Below are 16,439 nucleotides of genomic sequence, written 5' to 3'. Positions count from 1 at the left end.
GATCCAAATCCAAAGTGATCGAGATCTTATTTTTAGAAGAAACTTAATGTAGTAGCTGAAATAATAAAATTATATTTTATTGTAAGAACTGTTTAGTTTCTAATAAATGTAATTTAAATTGAATTTTCATAAATTGAATGTTCTAGAATATATATAATTGAAATATTTATTAAAATTACTTTACAATTTTTTTATTTAAGGGTTTTAATTTTGATGATTTAAGGGTAAAATTAATTAAGAACCAAAAGGAGGTTGAAACATGGAAAAAGATTTAGAAAAATGTGGATGTAATAGTGAAGAAGGAAGTTGTGGATGTGGTGGACATCACCATGATGAAGATCATGAATGTGGATGCGGATGCAATGATGAAGAAAACTTCGTTATAGATTTAGAAGATGAAAATGGAAATGTAGTTACATGCCCTATAATCGACGAATTTGAATATGAAGGAAAAGCATATTATTTAGCTCAAAATCCAGAAGAAGATTCAGTTTATCTTTTCAGACTTGATGAAGATGAACTTGTTGTTCCGGATGAAGAAGAATTTGATAGAGTATCAGCTTATTATCAAAATGAGTTAGTAGGCGAAGAATAAGAAGTTAAAGACTTTAGTAATTTATTACTAAGGTCTTTTGTTTAATATGTATTAGGGACATTCAAAAAAATAACAAGTGAATCTGCTAAGAAAAGTTCCTTGTTGCAGCATAGCTGATCTTTTCATAAGTGCCTATTTTCCATTATACTGCTTCAGTAGATTGTCCTAATAGGCTCGCTATGAGATCAATCAGCTTCATTGTCTAATGAAAAATAATCATTGCATTTTGACTTGTTATTTTCCTTCATGTCCCTTAAATATTCCATATTGTTTACAATTCAATATATTAATGATATATTTTTATTATGTGACAAAAGTATATATAAATGAATTAGAACATTTTTTATAATTCATTTTAAGGTCAAAATTGGAGGGAAAAAGCAATGCAATTATCTAAAAAAGCGGGGAATATCACACCATCAATTACATTAGCAATCACAGCTAAAGCTAATGAACTAAAAAGTCAAGGGGTCGATGTAGTAAGTTTTGGAGCAGGGGAACCAGACTTTAATACACCAGAAAACATAATTCAAGCAGCTATAAAAGCTATGAATGACGGGAAAACTAAGTATACTCCAGCAGGAGGTTTGTTAGAGTTAAAAACTACTATATGTAGTAAGTTTAAAAATGATAATAACTTAGAGTATAAGCCAAGTCAAATAATAATTTCTACAGGTGCAAAACAATGTCTTGCAAATGTATTTATGGCAACTTTGAATCCAGGAGATGAAGTATTAATTCCTGTACCATATTGGGTTAGTTATCCTGAATTAGTTAAATTAGCTGATGGGGTTCCAGTATTTGTTGAAACATTAAAAGAAAATAATTATAAATATACAGTTGCTGATCTAGAGAAAGCTTTAACTAGTAAAACTAAGGCGATTTTATTAAACAGCCCTAATAATCCTACAGGAACAATTTATCATGAAGGCGAATTGTTAGAAATTGCTAATTTTGCAAAAGAACATGATTTATTAATTATATCAGATGAAATTTATGAAAAGCTAATATATGATGGAGAAAAGCACATAAGTATAGCAGCATTAAATGAGGATGCTTATGAAAGAACCATAGTAATAAACGGCGTTTCTAAGACGTATGCAATGACTGGGTGGAGACTAGGGTATGCAGCTGCAAGTGAAAGTATAACTAAGCTTATGACAAGCATTCAAAGTCACATGACATCCAATGTAAATACAATAGCTCAATATGCTGCAATAGAGGCATTAAATGGTCCGGTAGAAGATTTAAACAATATGATTAAAGAATTTGAGAATAGAAGAAATTTCATGATATATAAATTAGAAAAGTTAAATGAAATATCAATTATAAAGCCTAATGGTGCATTTTATATAATGGTTAATATATCTTCGTACTTGAATACTACATTTAAGGATCAAACTATTAACAACTCTGTAGATTTTGCAAAGGTATTACTAGAAGAAGAGAAAGTTGCAGTAATACCAGGTTCTGGTTTTGGTTTAGATGATTATATAAGATTATCATATGCGACGTCTATGGATATAATAGAAACTGGAATAGATAGAATTTCAACATTTTTAAGCAAAATTAAATAATTTATATAGATAAACCAACTTAGACCTAAACTTATGCATATATCTCGCCGAAATGAGAATTATGCTGTTGTTCCAGTTCCTAAGGAAATTATAATGGATGATTCTAAGATTACAAGTTGTACCCAAGATGCTAGCCTCAAAGACGAGCTTTGAACTAGCATACTTGGAACAACTTTTAATCTAAGAATCAAAACCATCAAATTCCTAATGAAACATTTCACAAAAGCATAATTCTTATTTCTAGTTGATATATATTTCATAGTATAAATCTAACTTATAATTGGTTTATCCATAGGTATCTAACTTAAGAATTCAACTTATTAGATGAAGATATTTACAAAGTTGCTAAGACTTAAAGTCATATCTTCACTAGAAATCATAAATATATTTGTAACCACAAGGGTCATAATATGGAGAAAGCATTTGAAAATGAGTTGCTAAGATTCTTAGTTGTAGGTTGTTACACTTTAGCTTGTGAAGTGAGAGTTCAAAATTTTATTTTGGGTTCTCGAACTTCCTCAGCGAATGTAATGAGTGGAGCTTCCCTATGAAAGTGAGAGCATGCTAAAATGGTGAAACCCGTAAATTAGAATCTTAAGCGATATTTTCATGGCTTTTCGGAACAAAATATTTATGATTTTGGTAAGTTATCACATAAACCTAGTCTTAAAGTTGTTTATAAATACTAAATATGAAGAAAGAATATTATAGTTAGAATTGATTTTTAATTTTTGTATATATGTTGCAAAGATAGTTCTTCATCATAATTCTAAGAATATTGTGAGAATTTTAGCTATAATTGTGCACTGTGAAATGTGCATTGTGAATTGCAATATATATATTTACGATTTTCTTGTAATAATTAAAGTTATTATTACTTAAAATAAACGAGTGATAAAAAGAATGCTGAAATTGAGTTTAAAGAAAAGCCTAATGATTTTTAATCGAAATTAATAATTATAATATTTAGCTCTAAACACTTAATGATTTAAAGTAAAGTTAAATGATATTCTTGAGTGTTAAGAATTAAATATTAAAAAGGTAGGTATTTGTGTTTTGAAGAAACTTGCTATATTTGACATAGATTATACCATTACTAAAAAAGAAACCTTAATGGAATTATTTAAGTATGTAATTAAAAAAGATAAAAAAAATCTTAGATTCTTACCAAGAGCTATATACTGTGGAATTATGTATGCAATTGGAATATACGATGAGAGAAAAGTAAAAGAGACATTTTTAAGGTTTATAGATGGAATTAAAGAAGAGGAGTTAGCAGAACTTGTTAAAGAGTTTTATGATGAAAGGCTAAAAAATATTTTATATGATGATGCATTGAAAATGATGAAAAAACTTAAAAATGAGGGGTATGATATATATCTGATTTCAGCATCTCCTGAATTTTACGTTAATGAATTTTACAATATAAAAGAAGTTGATAAAGTAATAGGAACTAAATTTGGATTTGAAAATGGAACTTTCGTAAGAAAAATGGTAGGAAATAACTGCAAGGGAGAAGAGAAGGTTAGAAGATTGAAAGAAGTACTTAAAGATGAAAAAATTGAGGTGGATTTTAAGGAATCGTATATGTTTTCTGATTCCTTATCAGATAAACCATTATTGGATCTAGTAGGTAAGCCATATTTAATAAACTATAAAAAGAATCATGATATAGAGATACTAAGATGGAAATAAAATGTAAATTGAGATATCAGTCTTATTAAGAAATAAAATTGATTTGATTACATAGTATAAGCTGGGTTAAAGAATTTACATTAGCATATGATTAAAGTTTAGGTTTATGCAATTAATAATATTGATTTAATATTACAGATTATATATATACATTGCAAAAATGATTCTTTATCATGATTCTAAAAATATTGCAGGAATTTTAGCAATGATTCTGAATTGTGAAATGTGCATTGTGAATTGTAATATCTATATATAGTAGAAAGGGATGGCAAGGCATGGAAGATAAAATAATTTATGAAGTTTTAAGAGTAATAGATAGAAAGGCAATTTTTCTAGAAAGTCATTTAAAAAGAATGAAAAATTCTTTTAATTTAATAAATGAAGAATTTTTAGTAAGTTACGAAGAAATAAGTAAGGAAATTGAGGAGCTAATAGAAAGTGAAAATAAATCTGAAGGAAATATAAAAATAACATTTGGAGTAAATGAAAAAAAGCTAAGAGTATTTTTTATTGAACACTCATATCCATCTGATGAAATGTATATGAATGGTGTTAACACTATACTTTATTTTGGAGAAAGAGAAAATCCTAATGCGAAAATAATAAATGATACCTTTAGAGAAAAGGTTAATAAAGAGATAAAAGATAAAAATGCGTATGAAGCCATCTTGGTTGATTCGAGCGGATATATAACAGAAGGCAGCAGATCAAATGTTTTTATGGTTAAAGGAAATAAACTTTTGACATCACCTGTAAAGGCTGTATTGCCAGGTGTGACCAGAGGAGAAATAATAGATATTGCAAATAATGTTGGGGTTGAAGTCGAGGAAGTAGAATATAAATATTCCGATATAGATAAATTGGATGGAATGTTTATTTCGGGTACATCCCCTAAAATATTACCAATAAAAACGGTAAATAGCATAAATTTTAATGTGGATAATAACTTGATTAGAAAATTGATGAAAGAATATGATGATGAGATAGAAAAATATATAAAAAATCATTAAAATTAAGTTAATTTGTATTTTCATGTAAAATAATATAGATTAATATAAATAATGGATATAAAATTAAAATAGGCTGTGGTATACTTAGATAAAGGAGTATTTTTAGGGGGAGATATTTATGGACTTGAAGTTTTCTGGATCATCTTTAAATGAATGTCTTGAAAAAGCATCTTCTGAATTAAATCTTTCGAAAGAAGCTTTAAAATATAGAATAATTAAGGAAGAAAAGAAGTTTTTTAGAAAGAAAGTGGAGATAGAAATAATAGAAGTTGACGAAAGTAAGAGCAGCATTGAAGAAAAGGAAATAATTGAAGAATTACCAGAAACTAAAGAGGAATTTGGAGCTAAGATTGAGAATGGGAAAATAATAATAACGGAATCCAATAATAAAGATGAAATTATTACTATAAAAACTTGTCCGGGTGTAATTTTAATTATTAATGGGCAAAAATGTGATGGAATAACTCCTGTAACATCACAAGATAAAATTGAATATAAATTTGAAGAGAACGAGCCAACAAGAAACATAAATATATCAATTACAGATGATAAACTGGAGGTATATGTTGATATAAAATCAACCCCAGCTCATATATATGAATTAGTTAACCAAGAATATCAAAAAAATTTAACAATAAAAAAGAAGAATGTTGATGATAAATATCCACCAAAATATACAGTAAAAGAATTAAAAGAGTTGCTAAAAAATAATGGAATTAAATATGGAATTATTGAAAAAGAATTAGAAACTATATGTAATGAACATAATATAGAAAAAAAAATAGTTGCAAAAGGAGTGCCAGCTGTAGATGACATTCCAGATGAAATTCAAGTTTTGTTTCACGATTCGGAAGAATTAATTCATTACAAAGACTCAGAAGAAAAAGTTGATTATAGAAATAGATTTCTAATTGCAAATGTTAAAGTTGGAGACGTTATAGGTAGAATAGTGCCTGGAAAATCGGGAAATGATGGACAAGATATATATGGTGTTCCTGTTAAAAGAAAGACTTTTAAAAAGACAGGAGTAAGGCTTGGAGAAGGATGTAAACTTGAAAACAATAGTATTATAGCAACGTCTGAGGGTAAGCCAGCTTATAAAGCAAATACATTTGTAGTAAATAAATTATACAAGGTAGATCAAGTAGATTTAAAAAGCGGAAATATAGATTTTGTTGGTAATGTTGAAGTTGTTGGTAGTGTTTTAGAAGCAATGGAAGTTAAAGCAGGGAATGAGCTTCATGTCGGCAAAAATGTAGAATCTGCAATAATCAGGTCTTCAGGAGAAATTTTTATAGGCGGAAATATATTGAATTCAACAGTGACAGCTGGATGTGAGAATGTTGAGAAAAAGCAGTATTTAGAAAGTTTGAAGAGTCTGGCTCATATTATTGATGATTTAGTTGATTCAACAGTGCAAGTAAAAGAACATAACTTACTAGGTTCAAAAAAAGATGGAGAAATAATTAAAATATTAATAGAGAATAAGTTGAAATCATTACCTAAAATATGTAGAAATATTTTGAATTATAATATGTCTGAAGGAATTCAGCATAGTGATGTTACAACATTTATAATAAATAAACTATTGGGCTTGGGCCCACTTAAAATAAATAATATTAATGAATTTGACATTTTTAAGGAATTGTTAGATGAAGAAATTTGCGAAATAGAAGATTTGATGGTAATTCCTACAAGTGTGCATTTAGCGTATGCTCAAGGGTCTACCATAGAAGCATCAGGGAGTGTTTTTATAACAGGTAAAGGACAGTATACCTGCAACATAATAGCATTGGAAAATATAGAGTTTACCAGTGAAAAAGCTGTTTGTAGAGGTGGCACACTTTCAGCTGGATCTGAAATAAAGTTAAAGACAGTGGGAAGTGCAGCTGGAGTTAGTACTGTTTTAAAAGTCTCTAAAAAAGGAAGAATTACAGCTGATATAGCTTATAACAATACTATTTTCTGCTTTGGAGAAAAACAAATTATGTTAGAAGTTTCTTCTAAAAATGTAGAGGCATATATAGATAAAACTGGAGAAATAACAATTGATAAATTTATACTATAGGAGGGTTCAAAGTAATGTCAAGTAATGAAGTGAAAATTTTAATATTTGGATTAAATGGAGAACATTACGCAACAGATATAAAAGAAGTTGAGAGGATTTTAGGATATGAAGAACCAACAATTCTTCCTGATTCGCCTAGTTTTGTAAAGGGAGTAATAAATTATGAACAAAGTATACTTCCAATAATTAGCTTATCCAAAAAGTTTAATTTTGGAGAAGATGAAGAAAATGAAAATAGAAAAATAATAGTTGTAAAAAGAGATGAAAATAAATTCGGAATTATTGTAGAAAATGTTTACGAAGTGCGAGATGTTAGTAGTGATTTAATGGAAGAAGCACCTCCTATAACAGCAACAATAGATAAAAGATATATAGCAGGTTTGATAAAATTAAAAGATAATATTGTTATTTTATTAGACTTAGAAAAGATACTGTCTTCAGAGGATGAAGAAAAAATCTTTTAGGGGGTAAAGATGGTAAGTGCAGAAGTAAAAGTTGGAATAGCTGATCTAAATTTAGTACTCGACCCAGGAACAATAATGACAATAGGACTCGGATCATGTATAGGAATCGCCTTATATGATAGGACAGTTAAGGTGGCAGGATTAGCACATATAATGCTTCCTGATAGTACACAATTTAAAAGTAGTACAAACCCCATGAAATTTGCAGATTTAGCTATTCCACTATTAATTGATAAAATGGAAAAGCAAGGGTGTAAAAAGAGAAATCTCGTAGCTAAAATAGCTGGTGGAGCTTCAATGTTTAATTTTTCTGATAAGAGCATAATAAGCGATATTGGAAAAAGGAATAGTGATGCAGTGAAGAAGAGTTTAAAAGAAGAATCTATTCCTATAATTGCTGAGGAGACAGGTGGAAATAAAGGTAGAACTATGATCCTTTATGCAAGTGATGGAAAAGTAATACTTAAAGTTGTTGGGCTTGGAATTGTAGAATTGTAGAATAAAGAGAGAGGTGTGATTAGGTGGGTAAGATAAAGATTATTGTTGTTGATGATTCGGCTTTTATGAGGAAGGCGATATCAGATATGATAGAATCAGAAAGTAATTTTGAAGTTGTAGCTAAATTTAGAGATGGTAGAGAATTAGTTGAGAAGGTAGAGAAGTACAATCCGGACCTTATCACATTAGATGTACATATGAGGGATTTAGATGGACTTGCAACTCTTAAAGAATTAAAAAGACTTGGGAAAAGTTATCCTGTAATAATGCTTAGTAGTTCAACGACAGAAGGATCGGAACTAACTTTAGAATGTTTAGATAATGGAGCTATTAGCTTTATAACTAAGCCATCAGGAAGTATTTCGCTAGATATAGCAAAAGTTAAAAATAACTTAATAGAACAAATAAAAAGTATAACTAGCAATGTTAATTCTAGAAAGAAGTTAATAAGTTTAGAAACTAATAAAAATAACCCAATAACTAATAATGAGATTGGTTTAAATAATCCCAATATAATAAAAGAAAAAACTATACATAGGGTGAATAGTATACCTAAAAATAAAAAGATAGATGCAGTTGTAATTGGGGCATCTACTGGAGGCCCTAAGGCTCTTCAGGAGGTATTAACTAAATTACCTGAAAATTTAGGGGTGCCAGTTTTTGTAGTTCAGCACATGCCAGAAGGCTTTACAAAAGTATTTTCTGAAAGACTAGATAAAGCTTGCAAGATGAAAGTGGTTGAAGGAGCAGAAGGTATGAGGATTAGTAATAATACAATATATATTGCTAAGGGTGGTCAACATATGACTGTAGGCTCAAATAATTTAATTCACTTAAATGAAGAACCGCCTATATGGGGAGTAAGACCAGCAGTTGACAAGTTATTTAATTCTGCTATAAAAGTGTACAGAGGAAATTTAATATCTGTAATTCTTACAGGAATGGGCAGAGATGGTGCTGATGGAACTGCAAATATAAAAGATAACGGTGGTATAACAATTTCAGAGGATAAATCTACATGTACAATTTATGGTATGCCAAAGGCTGCGTTTGAAACTGGAAAGGTAGATTTAGTGGCTCCGCTTAATGAAATAGCTGAAAATATAGTAAAAATAATTAAACAGTTATAGGAGGAAATATGGATTTTAATGAATTTCACAAATGGGTTCATAAAGAGTTGGGTATAAATTTATCAGCATATAAGCCAGAACAGCTAAATAGAAGAATAAACAGCTTGATGACAAGAGTTGGTATAAAAACATTAGATGAATATTCCAAGTCTATAAAAAGTAATCCAGAGCAAAGACAAAAGTTTTTAGATTTCATAACAATAAACGTAACAGAATTTTTTAGAAATCCAGAATTATTTACTGATTTAGAAAAACAAATTGCAAAGGAGTTACTACCAAATAATTCAAGTCTAAAAATTTGGAGTGCAGCTTGTTCAATAGGCTGTGAACCATATTCATTGGGAATAATATTGGATAAGTTGGCGTCAAATGGAAGACATAATATAATAGCTACAGATATAGATGATACTATACTTTCTAGAGCAAAGCTTGGAGAATATACTCAAAATGAAATGAAAGGTGTAAATAATACAGATTTAAGTAAATATTTTAAAGTAAGGGACGATAAATACTATGTAGAGTCTAAAATTAAGAATATGGTAACTTTTAAGAAACATGATTTGATTTTAGATCGATACGATACTGGCTTTGATTTAATTGTTTGTAGAAATGTAGTTATTTATTTTAATAATGATGTTAAACAGGAAATTTATAAAAAATTCAGTAACTCATTAAAAAAGGGTGGGCTTTTATTTGTAGGAGCTACAGAGAGCATTTATAATTATAGAGACTATGGATTTGAAAAAGCATCAACCTTTATTTATAAAAAGATATAGAGGAGGAGTAAGGATGGATACATCTCAATATATGTCAATGTTTTTAGAGGAGTCATTAGAAAATTTACAAACATTGAATGAATCACTATTAGATTTGGAACAAAATCCAGATGATACAGATAAGGTTAATGAAATATTTAGAGTTGCTCACACAATTAAGGGAATGGCAGCGACTATGGGATTTACCGATTTAGCAGAACTTACCCATAAGATGGAAGATGTATTAGCTGAATTCAGAGAAGGAAAACTAAAAGTAACTCAGGATGTAGTGACAGTATTGTTTGATTGTCTTGATACATTAGAAAAGATGGTTGACAATGTTCAAGAAGGCTCTGAGGAAAAAATAGATATAGATGGAATAATGAAAGCTTTAGCTGATATAAAAGAAAATGGAAACAAGAGTGACGTACAAGAAGAAACACAAGCTAGTGAAATTAAGTCAGAAGATGAAAATAAAATGATATCAGGTGATGAATTTGATTTAGATTTAAATCAATATGACACATCTGTTATTAGACAAGCTAGAGAAAAAGGATTTAACTCCATTGAATTAAAAGTAACGTTAAGTGAAAACACTTTATTAAAATCAGCAAGAGCCTTTTTAATAGTTAAAGATCTTGAAGATCACGGAGAAATATTAAAATCAGACCCATCAACTCAAGAAATTGAAAATGAAGAGTTTGATTTTGAATTGAAATTTATCTTAGTAACTAAAAATACTGTAGATGAAATATTAACTGTTGTAAATGGAATTTCAGAAGTTGCAAAAGTTGAAGCTTCTTTAATAGAATTAGAAAGTTCAGATATAGCTCCAAAAGAAGCAGAAGTAAAAGAAGTGCCACAGTTACCAGTTATAGAAAAAGCTCCAGAAGAAAAGTCATCTGAAGCAAAAGTTGAGGCTAAGCAGCCAGTTGCTAAAAAGCCTACTCAAAAGAAAGAAGTTAAGAAAGCACATCAATCGGTAAGAGTTGACTTAGAGAGAATAGATAATTTAATGAATATGGTTTCTGAACTTGTAATTTACAGAACTCGATTAGAACAAATTGTAAATGTTCATAAATCACAAGAGTTAAATGAAACATTGGAACAAGTAGGAAGAACAACATCTGATCTTCAAGATTTAGTCATGAAAATTAGAATGCTTCCACTAGATACAGTATTCAATAGATTCCCAAGAATGATAAGGGATATATCAGTAGAATTAAATAAGGAAATTAACTTTGTTATAGAAGGTGCTGATACTGAACTTGATAGAACTGTTATTGATGAAATAGGTGAACCATTAATACATTTATTAAGAAATGCAGCGGATCATGGCATAGAATCTGCTGAAAAGAGAATTGCACAAGGCAAGCCTCCAGTTGGAACTGTTAAATTGGTTGCATACCAAGAAGGAACAAAAGCATTAATAAAGGTATCAGATGATGGAGCAGGAATAAATCTTGAAAGAGTAAAAGCTAAAGCAGAGCAAAAAGGAATAAACACAGAAGGATTATCAGATAGTGATATTAAGAACTTGATTTTTGCTCAAGGATTTAGTACTAATGAAGTTGTAACAGATATCTCAGGAAGAGGAGTTGGAATGGATGTTGTTAAAACAAAAATTGCAGCACTCGGTGGTACTGTAGATCTACTAAGTGAAGAAGGCAAAGGTTCAACTTTTGTAATTAAGCTTCCACTTACATTACAAATAATACAAGCCTTACTTGTAAAAATAGGAGAAGAAACATTAGCAATATCGTTAGGCTTTATTGATAGAGTAATTGACTATAAAGAGGAAAATATAAAGAAAAGTAATGGAAAAGAAGTTATTATTTATAGAGAAAATGTAATTCCATTAGTAAGATTAAATGAAACTTTAGATATAGAGGCTAGTAATACTGATAAGAAATTTGTTATAATAGTTAATGTAGGTGATAAAACTATAGGTTTATTAGTCGATTCATTACTTGGACAACAAGAAATAGTTATAAAACCACTCGGAAAAACATTAAAGAATTTAGATCAGTATATTGGTGCGACTATACTTGGTAATGGTTTAGTAACGCTGATATTAGATGTAGGGGCATTATTATAAAGTGAAATTTTTAAGTAAGATTTTTAAATCTAATTAAAATTAGTTTGACTTATAATTCCATAAAAATGAGCAAAAGGCTAAAGGTTTGGAGTGGACAAGATATGTTATTATTGTTATGTTATAAAGGCAATAATAATATATAAATGTGAGATGATTGGCCCTTTAGGGTGAAAAATTTTAAAGGAGGGTTATAAGTGGAGTATTCTAATTTAAGCACTTTGCAATTAGATGCACTTAAAGAAGTTTCTAACATAGGTGCAGGTAATGCAGCAACTGCTCTTTCTATGATGATGGGAAAAAAAGTAGATATGACAGTACCAGCAGTAAATGTAGTAAAACTAGAAGAAGTATTTCAAGAAAGTGGAGAATGTGCTGTAGCTGGAACAGTTGTAAGAGTGCTGGGCGATATTTCAGGAAATATGCTTTTAGTATTCGAACAGGAAACAGCTGAAAATGTAATAAAAAAATTAGTTGGAAGCAAGCAGTCTCCAGAAAGTGAAATGGGAAGTTCTGTATTATGCGAGATAGCAAATATAATATCAGCGTCATATATGAATGCTATTGCACAGTTAACTAATCTTGTTATGGCACCATCAGTGCCTGCAACTTCATTTGATATGTTAGGTGCAATACTCACAACTACATTTATTGAGTCCAATCAATATGATGAATATATACTAGATATTGAAACTGTATTCTTAGACAGTGATACAGAAGAGAATATAGGTGGACATTTTTATTATATCCCTATGCCGGGTTCGTTAGAGAAAATATTGAAATCTATAGGAATAAATTAAATTTTGGAGGTAAAATTGTATGGCTAGAGTTTTAATTGTGGATGATGCAGCGTTCATGAGAATGATGATAAAGGATATCTTAGAAAAGAATGATTTTGAAATAGTAGGTGAAGCAAATAACGGAATAGTTGCAGTAGACCTTTATAAAAAAGAAAAACCAGACGTAGTAACAATGGATATAACTATGCCAGATATGGATGGAATTGAAGCAGTTAAACAAATAAAAGCATTCGATCCAGATGCTAAAGTAATCATGTGTTCAGCAATGGGACAACAATCAATGGTTATGGATGCAATAAGAGCTGGAGCAAAAGACTTTATAGTAAAACCATTCCAAGCGGATAGAGTTTTAGAAGCTATAAAGAAAGTTGTAGGTTAATATAAAAGCAATAATACAAGAAATGAATTATAACAGGCTATAAATAAATCTTTGCAGATTTTACAGAAATTTTAATTTAAGTGTCAATTATTAATGGTTGATTGTATATTATTGTAGAGGAGGAGTATGAATGCAAATAGTAGTATTCAAACTAGGAGAAGAACATTTTGCAGTAGAAACAGATAGAGTCCAAAGTATCAATGATACTATGGGGATTACAAAAGTTCCTAAGGCTCCGAGTTATATTAAAGGATTGATAAATTTACGTGGGAGCATTAAATCTCTTGTTGACATAAATTTGTTACTTGATGTAACTCCTGGGAAAGAACAAAATAATATAATTATTTTAACAGTAGAAGATGAAGAAATCGGAATATCAGTGGATGAGGTTGAAGAAGTTTTAGATATAGATGAGAAAAATATACAAAAAATAGAAAAGGATGCAGGTAAAGCACAGCCTTATATTAAAGGTATATTAAATTATGATGAAAAACTTCTTACAATAATAGATATTGACAAATTATTAAATTAGTTTATTGAAATGAGGGAAAAATATGGCAGATGTCTTATCGCAAAGTGAAATAGATGCCTTATTGTCTGCCTTATCTACAGGTGAAATAGAGTCAGAAGATGTTGGTAAAGATGAAGAAAAACATAAAGTCAAGCTTTATGATTTTAGGAGTCCTCAAAAATTTTCAAAAGAGCATATAAGGACACTTGAATTGATTCATGATAATTATGCGAGAATTATTTCCAACTACCTAACAGGTCAGACTAGGCAAAATGTTAAGGTTAAGATAGAATCTGTAGAGCAGATAACATATGAGGAATTTATTCACTCTGTGCAAAACCCTACTATTATTACAATATTTAAAATGGCTCCATTATCAGGGACAATAATATTCGAAACTAATCCTCAATTTTCTCTTCAAGTAATAGATGTTTTACTTGGGGGAAAAGGAAATAGGAAAGCTGAAACAAAAGAATTTACAGATATAGACAAGAATATAATGCGACAAGTGACTACCGGAATGATAAGTAATTTAAAGTTAGCATGGGATTCGGTATTAGAAGTTGAGCCAGAAGTAGAAGCAATTGAAACTAATCCGGCAATCAATCAAACACTAGCACCTAATGATCCTGTAGCATTAATAACATTTTCAGTAGAAATGAATAAGAGAAGCACATTTATTAATATGTGTCTTCCTTATTTAAGTGTAGAAAAAATATTAGATAAATTAGTAGTACAATATGCATTTAAGAATGATAATGAAGCTTCCATTGCTGAGTCGAGAGAAAAAATAGAAAAAGGAATCAATAAAGTTGATGTTGAAATTGTAGCGGAACTTGGAACTGCTAATATAACAGTAGATGATTTCTTGAAGCTAACAGTGGGTGATGTAATTAAACTTGATAATAAGAGTTCATCACCAATAAAAGTATATGTAGGTAATGAAGAATGTTATTATGCTAAGCCGGGTGTAGTAGGAAAAAATGCAGGTGTTATGATTTTAGATATAACGGATAAGGAAGTGAATGGGTATGGGCAATAACTTTTTATCACAAGAAGAAATAAATGCGTTATTAGCAGGTGAAGATTTAGCTTCTACTGGAGCTGAAAGTGCAGATACGTCAGCTGGCGATAATAAAATAGATACCGAAGCTATAACTGATATTGATAAGGATCTGCTTGGAGAGATCGGAAATATTTCCATGGGATCGGCTTCAACTGCCTTGTATCAGCTTATAAATCAACAAGTTAACATAACTACTCCAGTAGTTAGTGTGACTACGTTAAAGGAAATAAAAGAAGGCTTTGAAACACCGAATATTGTTCTAGATATTGAATATATTGCAGGGATAATAGGAAGAAACATTTTAATTATAAAAACATTAGATGGTTTAGTTATATCTAACCTTATGATGGGTGGAGATGGAAATATAACTGAAGCTCATGATTTATCTGAAATAGAGATCAGTGCTGTTTCAGAAGCTATGAACCAAATGATAGGTTCTGCAGCTACATCAATGGCTACTATGTTTGGAAGAAAAGTAGATATATCACCACCAAGTGCTAAAATTGTAGTTGATGGATCTATACCGATTTCTGATGCAATACCAGAAGATCAACCAATAGTTAGAGTATCATTTAGAATGACTATTGGAGATATTGTAGATAGTAATATAATGCAAATATTTCCAATAGAGACGGCTAAAAATATTGTTGCAATAATGACTGGAGAAGATAAGGAAAAAGAAGTGGCGGCATCAGAACCGGCAAAAGATAATAAAAAAGATACAATTGTAAATAAGGAAATATATGAACAGCCAGCAACTGTTCAACAGCAGCCACAACAACAATATCAACCAGAACCTCAATATCAGCAGCAATATCAACAACCACAATATGAGCAGCCAAGAATGCAGCAGCCGGTAGAAGTTCATGCAGCAACATTTGAACCATTAGTACCGCAAAATAGCGTTCCGCCAATAAAGAATATTGACTTAATATTAGATGTTCCTTTAGATATATCCGTAGTTCTAGGAAGAACAAAGAAAAGTATACAGGATATTTTAAATTTAGGAACAGGTTCCTTAATAGAGTTAGATAAACTTGCAGAAGAACCAGTTGAAATATTAGTTAATGGAAAACAAATAGCTTTAGGTGAAGTTGTTGTAGTTGATGAAAACTTTGGAATAAGAATAACTAATATAGTAAGTAGTGTTGAAAGAATAAAGAGATTAAAATAAAAACTCCCGAGAGGGAGTTTTTATTTTTGGATATAGATATAGATAAACCAACTAAGAACTAAAATTATGCATATAGCCCGCCGAAATAAGAATTATGCTGTTATTCCAGTTTCTAAGGAAATTATGATGGGTGATTCTAAGATCACAAGTTGCATCCAAGATGTTAGCATGAAAGGCGAGCGCTCACAGAGAAAGTTCGAAGAACGAAATGTAAAATTTCGATTCTCACTTTTTGAACTAGCATACTTGGAATAGTCTAAAGGAAACTCGATTCACTTCGTTCGCTGAGTAATTTCAATTGACAAAATCATAGATTTGGAATTTCAATTAAGAATCAGAGCCATCAAATTCCTAATGAAACATTCCATAATAGCATAAGTCTTATTTCTAGTTGGAATATATTTCATAGTATAAATCTAGTTTATAATTGGTTTATCTGCATCATTTTGAGAATTAAACATATGCGGTAAATCTAGAAAAATTAAACACACTTGTATTCCTAAGGAATATGAAAATTTTGATGGAAGGTTCTGATTAAGGCAAACCTGTAATTTGGGTATTTATATATATGTTACAATTCACCATGCACATTTTACAATTAAGGTTAAAATTCTTGGAATAT

Annotated in this window: 16 protein-coding genes; 15 read left to right on the top strand and 1 reads right to left on the bottom strand. The window is 30.0% G+C overall.

Annotated elements, in window-relative coordinates; genetic code table 11:
- Window positions 1–259: 259 nt before the first annotated feature.
- On the top strand, window positions 260–595 hold the full coding sequence (locus L1S46_RS12145; RefSeq protein WP_012060474.1) for a DUF1292 domain-containing protein: 336 nt from the start codon (window positions 260–262) through the stop codon (window positions 593–595).
- Between the two features lie 383 nt (window positions 596–978).
- Window positions 979–2,172: a pyridoxal phosphate-dependent aminotransferase gene (locus L1S46_RS12140; protein ID WP_041899793.1), complete on the top strand. Its 1,194-nt coding sequence runs from the start codon at window positions 979–981 to the stop codon at window positions 2,170–2,172.
- 59 nt (window positions 2,173–2,231) lie between these two features.
- Here the strand turns inward: L1S46_RS12140 and L1S46_RS12135 are convergent, their stop codons facing one another.
- A complete protein-coding gene (locus tag L1S46_RS12135) occupies window positions 2,232–2,432 on the bottom strand; it encodes a hypothetical protein (RefSeq protein ID WP_238900106.1) in 201 nt (66 codons plus the stop codon).
- 796 nt (window positions 2,433–3,228) lie between these two features.
- On the opposite strand from L1S46_RS12135, the gene L1S46_RS12130 reads away from it, so the two are divergent.
- The 13 genes from L1S46_RS12130 to fliY all read left to right on the top strand — a co-directional run bounded on the left by L1S46_RS12130 (window position 3,229) and on the right by fliY (window position 15,817).
- A complete protein-coding gene (locus L1S46_RS12130) occupies window positions 3,229–3,867 on the top strand; it encodes an HAD family hydrolase (protein WP_017211288.1) in 639 nt (212 codons plus the stop codon).
- A 275-nt stretch (window positions 3,868–4,142) separates the two neighbouring features.
- Complete coding sequence (locus L1S46_RS12125; protein ID WP_238900105.1) at window positions 4,143–4,877, top strand: aminotransferase class IV; 735 nt, start codon at window positions 4,143–4,145, stop codon at window positions 4,875–4,877.
- 118 nt (window positions 4,878–4,995) lie between these two features.
- Window positions 4,996–6,945: a FapA family protein gene (locus L1S46_RS12120; RefSeq protein ID WP_238900104.1), complete on the top strand. Its 1,950-nt coding sequence runs from the start codon at window positions 4,996–4,998 to the stop codon at window positions 6,943–6,945.
- Between the two features lie 14 nt (window positions 6,946–6,959).
- Entirely contained in the window at window positions 6,960–7,409 is a 450-nt protein-coding gene (locus L1S46_RS12115; RefSeq protein WP_017211291.1) for a chemotaxis protein CheW, read from the top strand.
- A gap of 9 nt (window positions 7,410–7,418) precedes the next feature.
- Window positions 7,419–7,907: a chemotaxis protein CheD gene (locus L1S46_RS12110; RefSeq protein WP_041899787.1), complete on the top strand. Its 489-nt coding sequence runs from the start codon at window positions 7,419–7,421 to the stop codon at window positions 7,905–7,907.
- A gap of 23 nt (window positions 7,908–7,930) precedes the next feature.
- Window positions 7,931–9,037: a chemotaxis response regulator protein-glutamate methylesterase gene (locus L1S46_RS12105; protein ID WP_041899786.1), complete on the top strand. Its 1,107-nt coding sequence runs from the start codon at window positions 7,931–7,933 to the stop codon at window positions 9,035–9,037.
- 8 nt (window positions 9,038–9,045) lie between these two features.
- A complete protein-coding gene (locus L1S46_RS12100) occupies window positions 9,046–9,813 on the top strand; it encodes a protein-glutamate O-methyltransferase CheR (RefSeq protein ID WP_238900103.1) in 768 nt (255 codons plus the stop codon).
- Between the two features lie 13 nt (window positions 9,814–9,826).
- Window positions 9,827–11,890 carry a chemotaxis protein CheA gene (locus L1S46_RS12095; RefSeq protein WP_238900102.1) on the top strand — a complete coding sequence of 688 codons (2,064 nt, stop codon included), beginning with the start codon at window positions 9,827–9,829 and terminating at the stop codon, window positions 11,888–11,890.
- A 194-nt stretch (window positions 11,891–12,084) separates the two neighbouring features.
- Window positions 12,085–12,687, top strand: coding sequence for a chemotaxis protein CheC (locus L1S46_RS12090; RefSeq protein ID WP_012060463.1), 603 nt, complete (start codon window positions 12,085–12,087; stop codon window positions 12,685–12,687).
- 19 nt (window positions 12,688–12,706) lie between these two features.
- Window positions 12,707–13,066, top strand: coding sequence for a response regulator (locus tag L1S46_RS12085; RefSeq protein WP_017211295.1), 360 nt, complete (start codon window positions 12,707–12,709; stop codon window positions 13,064–13,066).
- Between the two features lie 130 nt (window positions 13,067–13,196).
- On the top strand, window positions 13,197–13,598 hold the full coding sequence (locus L1S46_RS12080; protein ID WP_017211296.1) for a chemotaxis protein CheW: 402 nt from the start codon (window positions 13,197–13,199) through the stop codon (window positions 13,596–13,598).
- A 22-nt stretch (window positions 13,599–13,620) separates the two neighbouring features.
- Window positions 13,621–14,619, top strand: a complete 999-nt coding sequence (fliM, locus tag L1S46_RS12075) for a flagellar motor switch protein FliM (protein ID WP_236896224.1) — start codon at window positions 13,621–13,623, stop codon at window positions 14,617–14,619.
- Window positions 14,603–15,817 (top strand): flagellar motor switch phosphatase FliY, encoded by a 1,215-nt coding sequence (gene fliY / locus L1S46_RS12070; RefSeq protein WP_238858858.1) that lies wholly within the window; start codon window positions 14,603–14,605, stop codon window positions 15,815–15,817. The genes fliM and fliY overlap by 17 nt, the downstream gene beginning before the upstream one ends.
- Window positions 15,818–16,439: the final 622 nt, after the last annotated feature.

The organism is Clostridium sp. YIM B02500, assembly GCF_022324665.1.
GTDB lineage: Bacteria > Bacillota > Clostridia > Clostridiales > Clostridiaceae > Clostridium > Clostridium beijerinckii.
The sequence above is the reverse complement of the archived record's forward strand: the minus strand, read 5'-3'. Positions and strand labels throughout refer to the sequence as shown.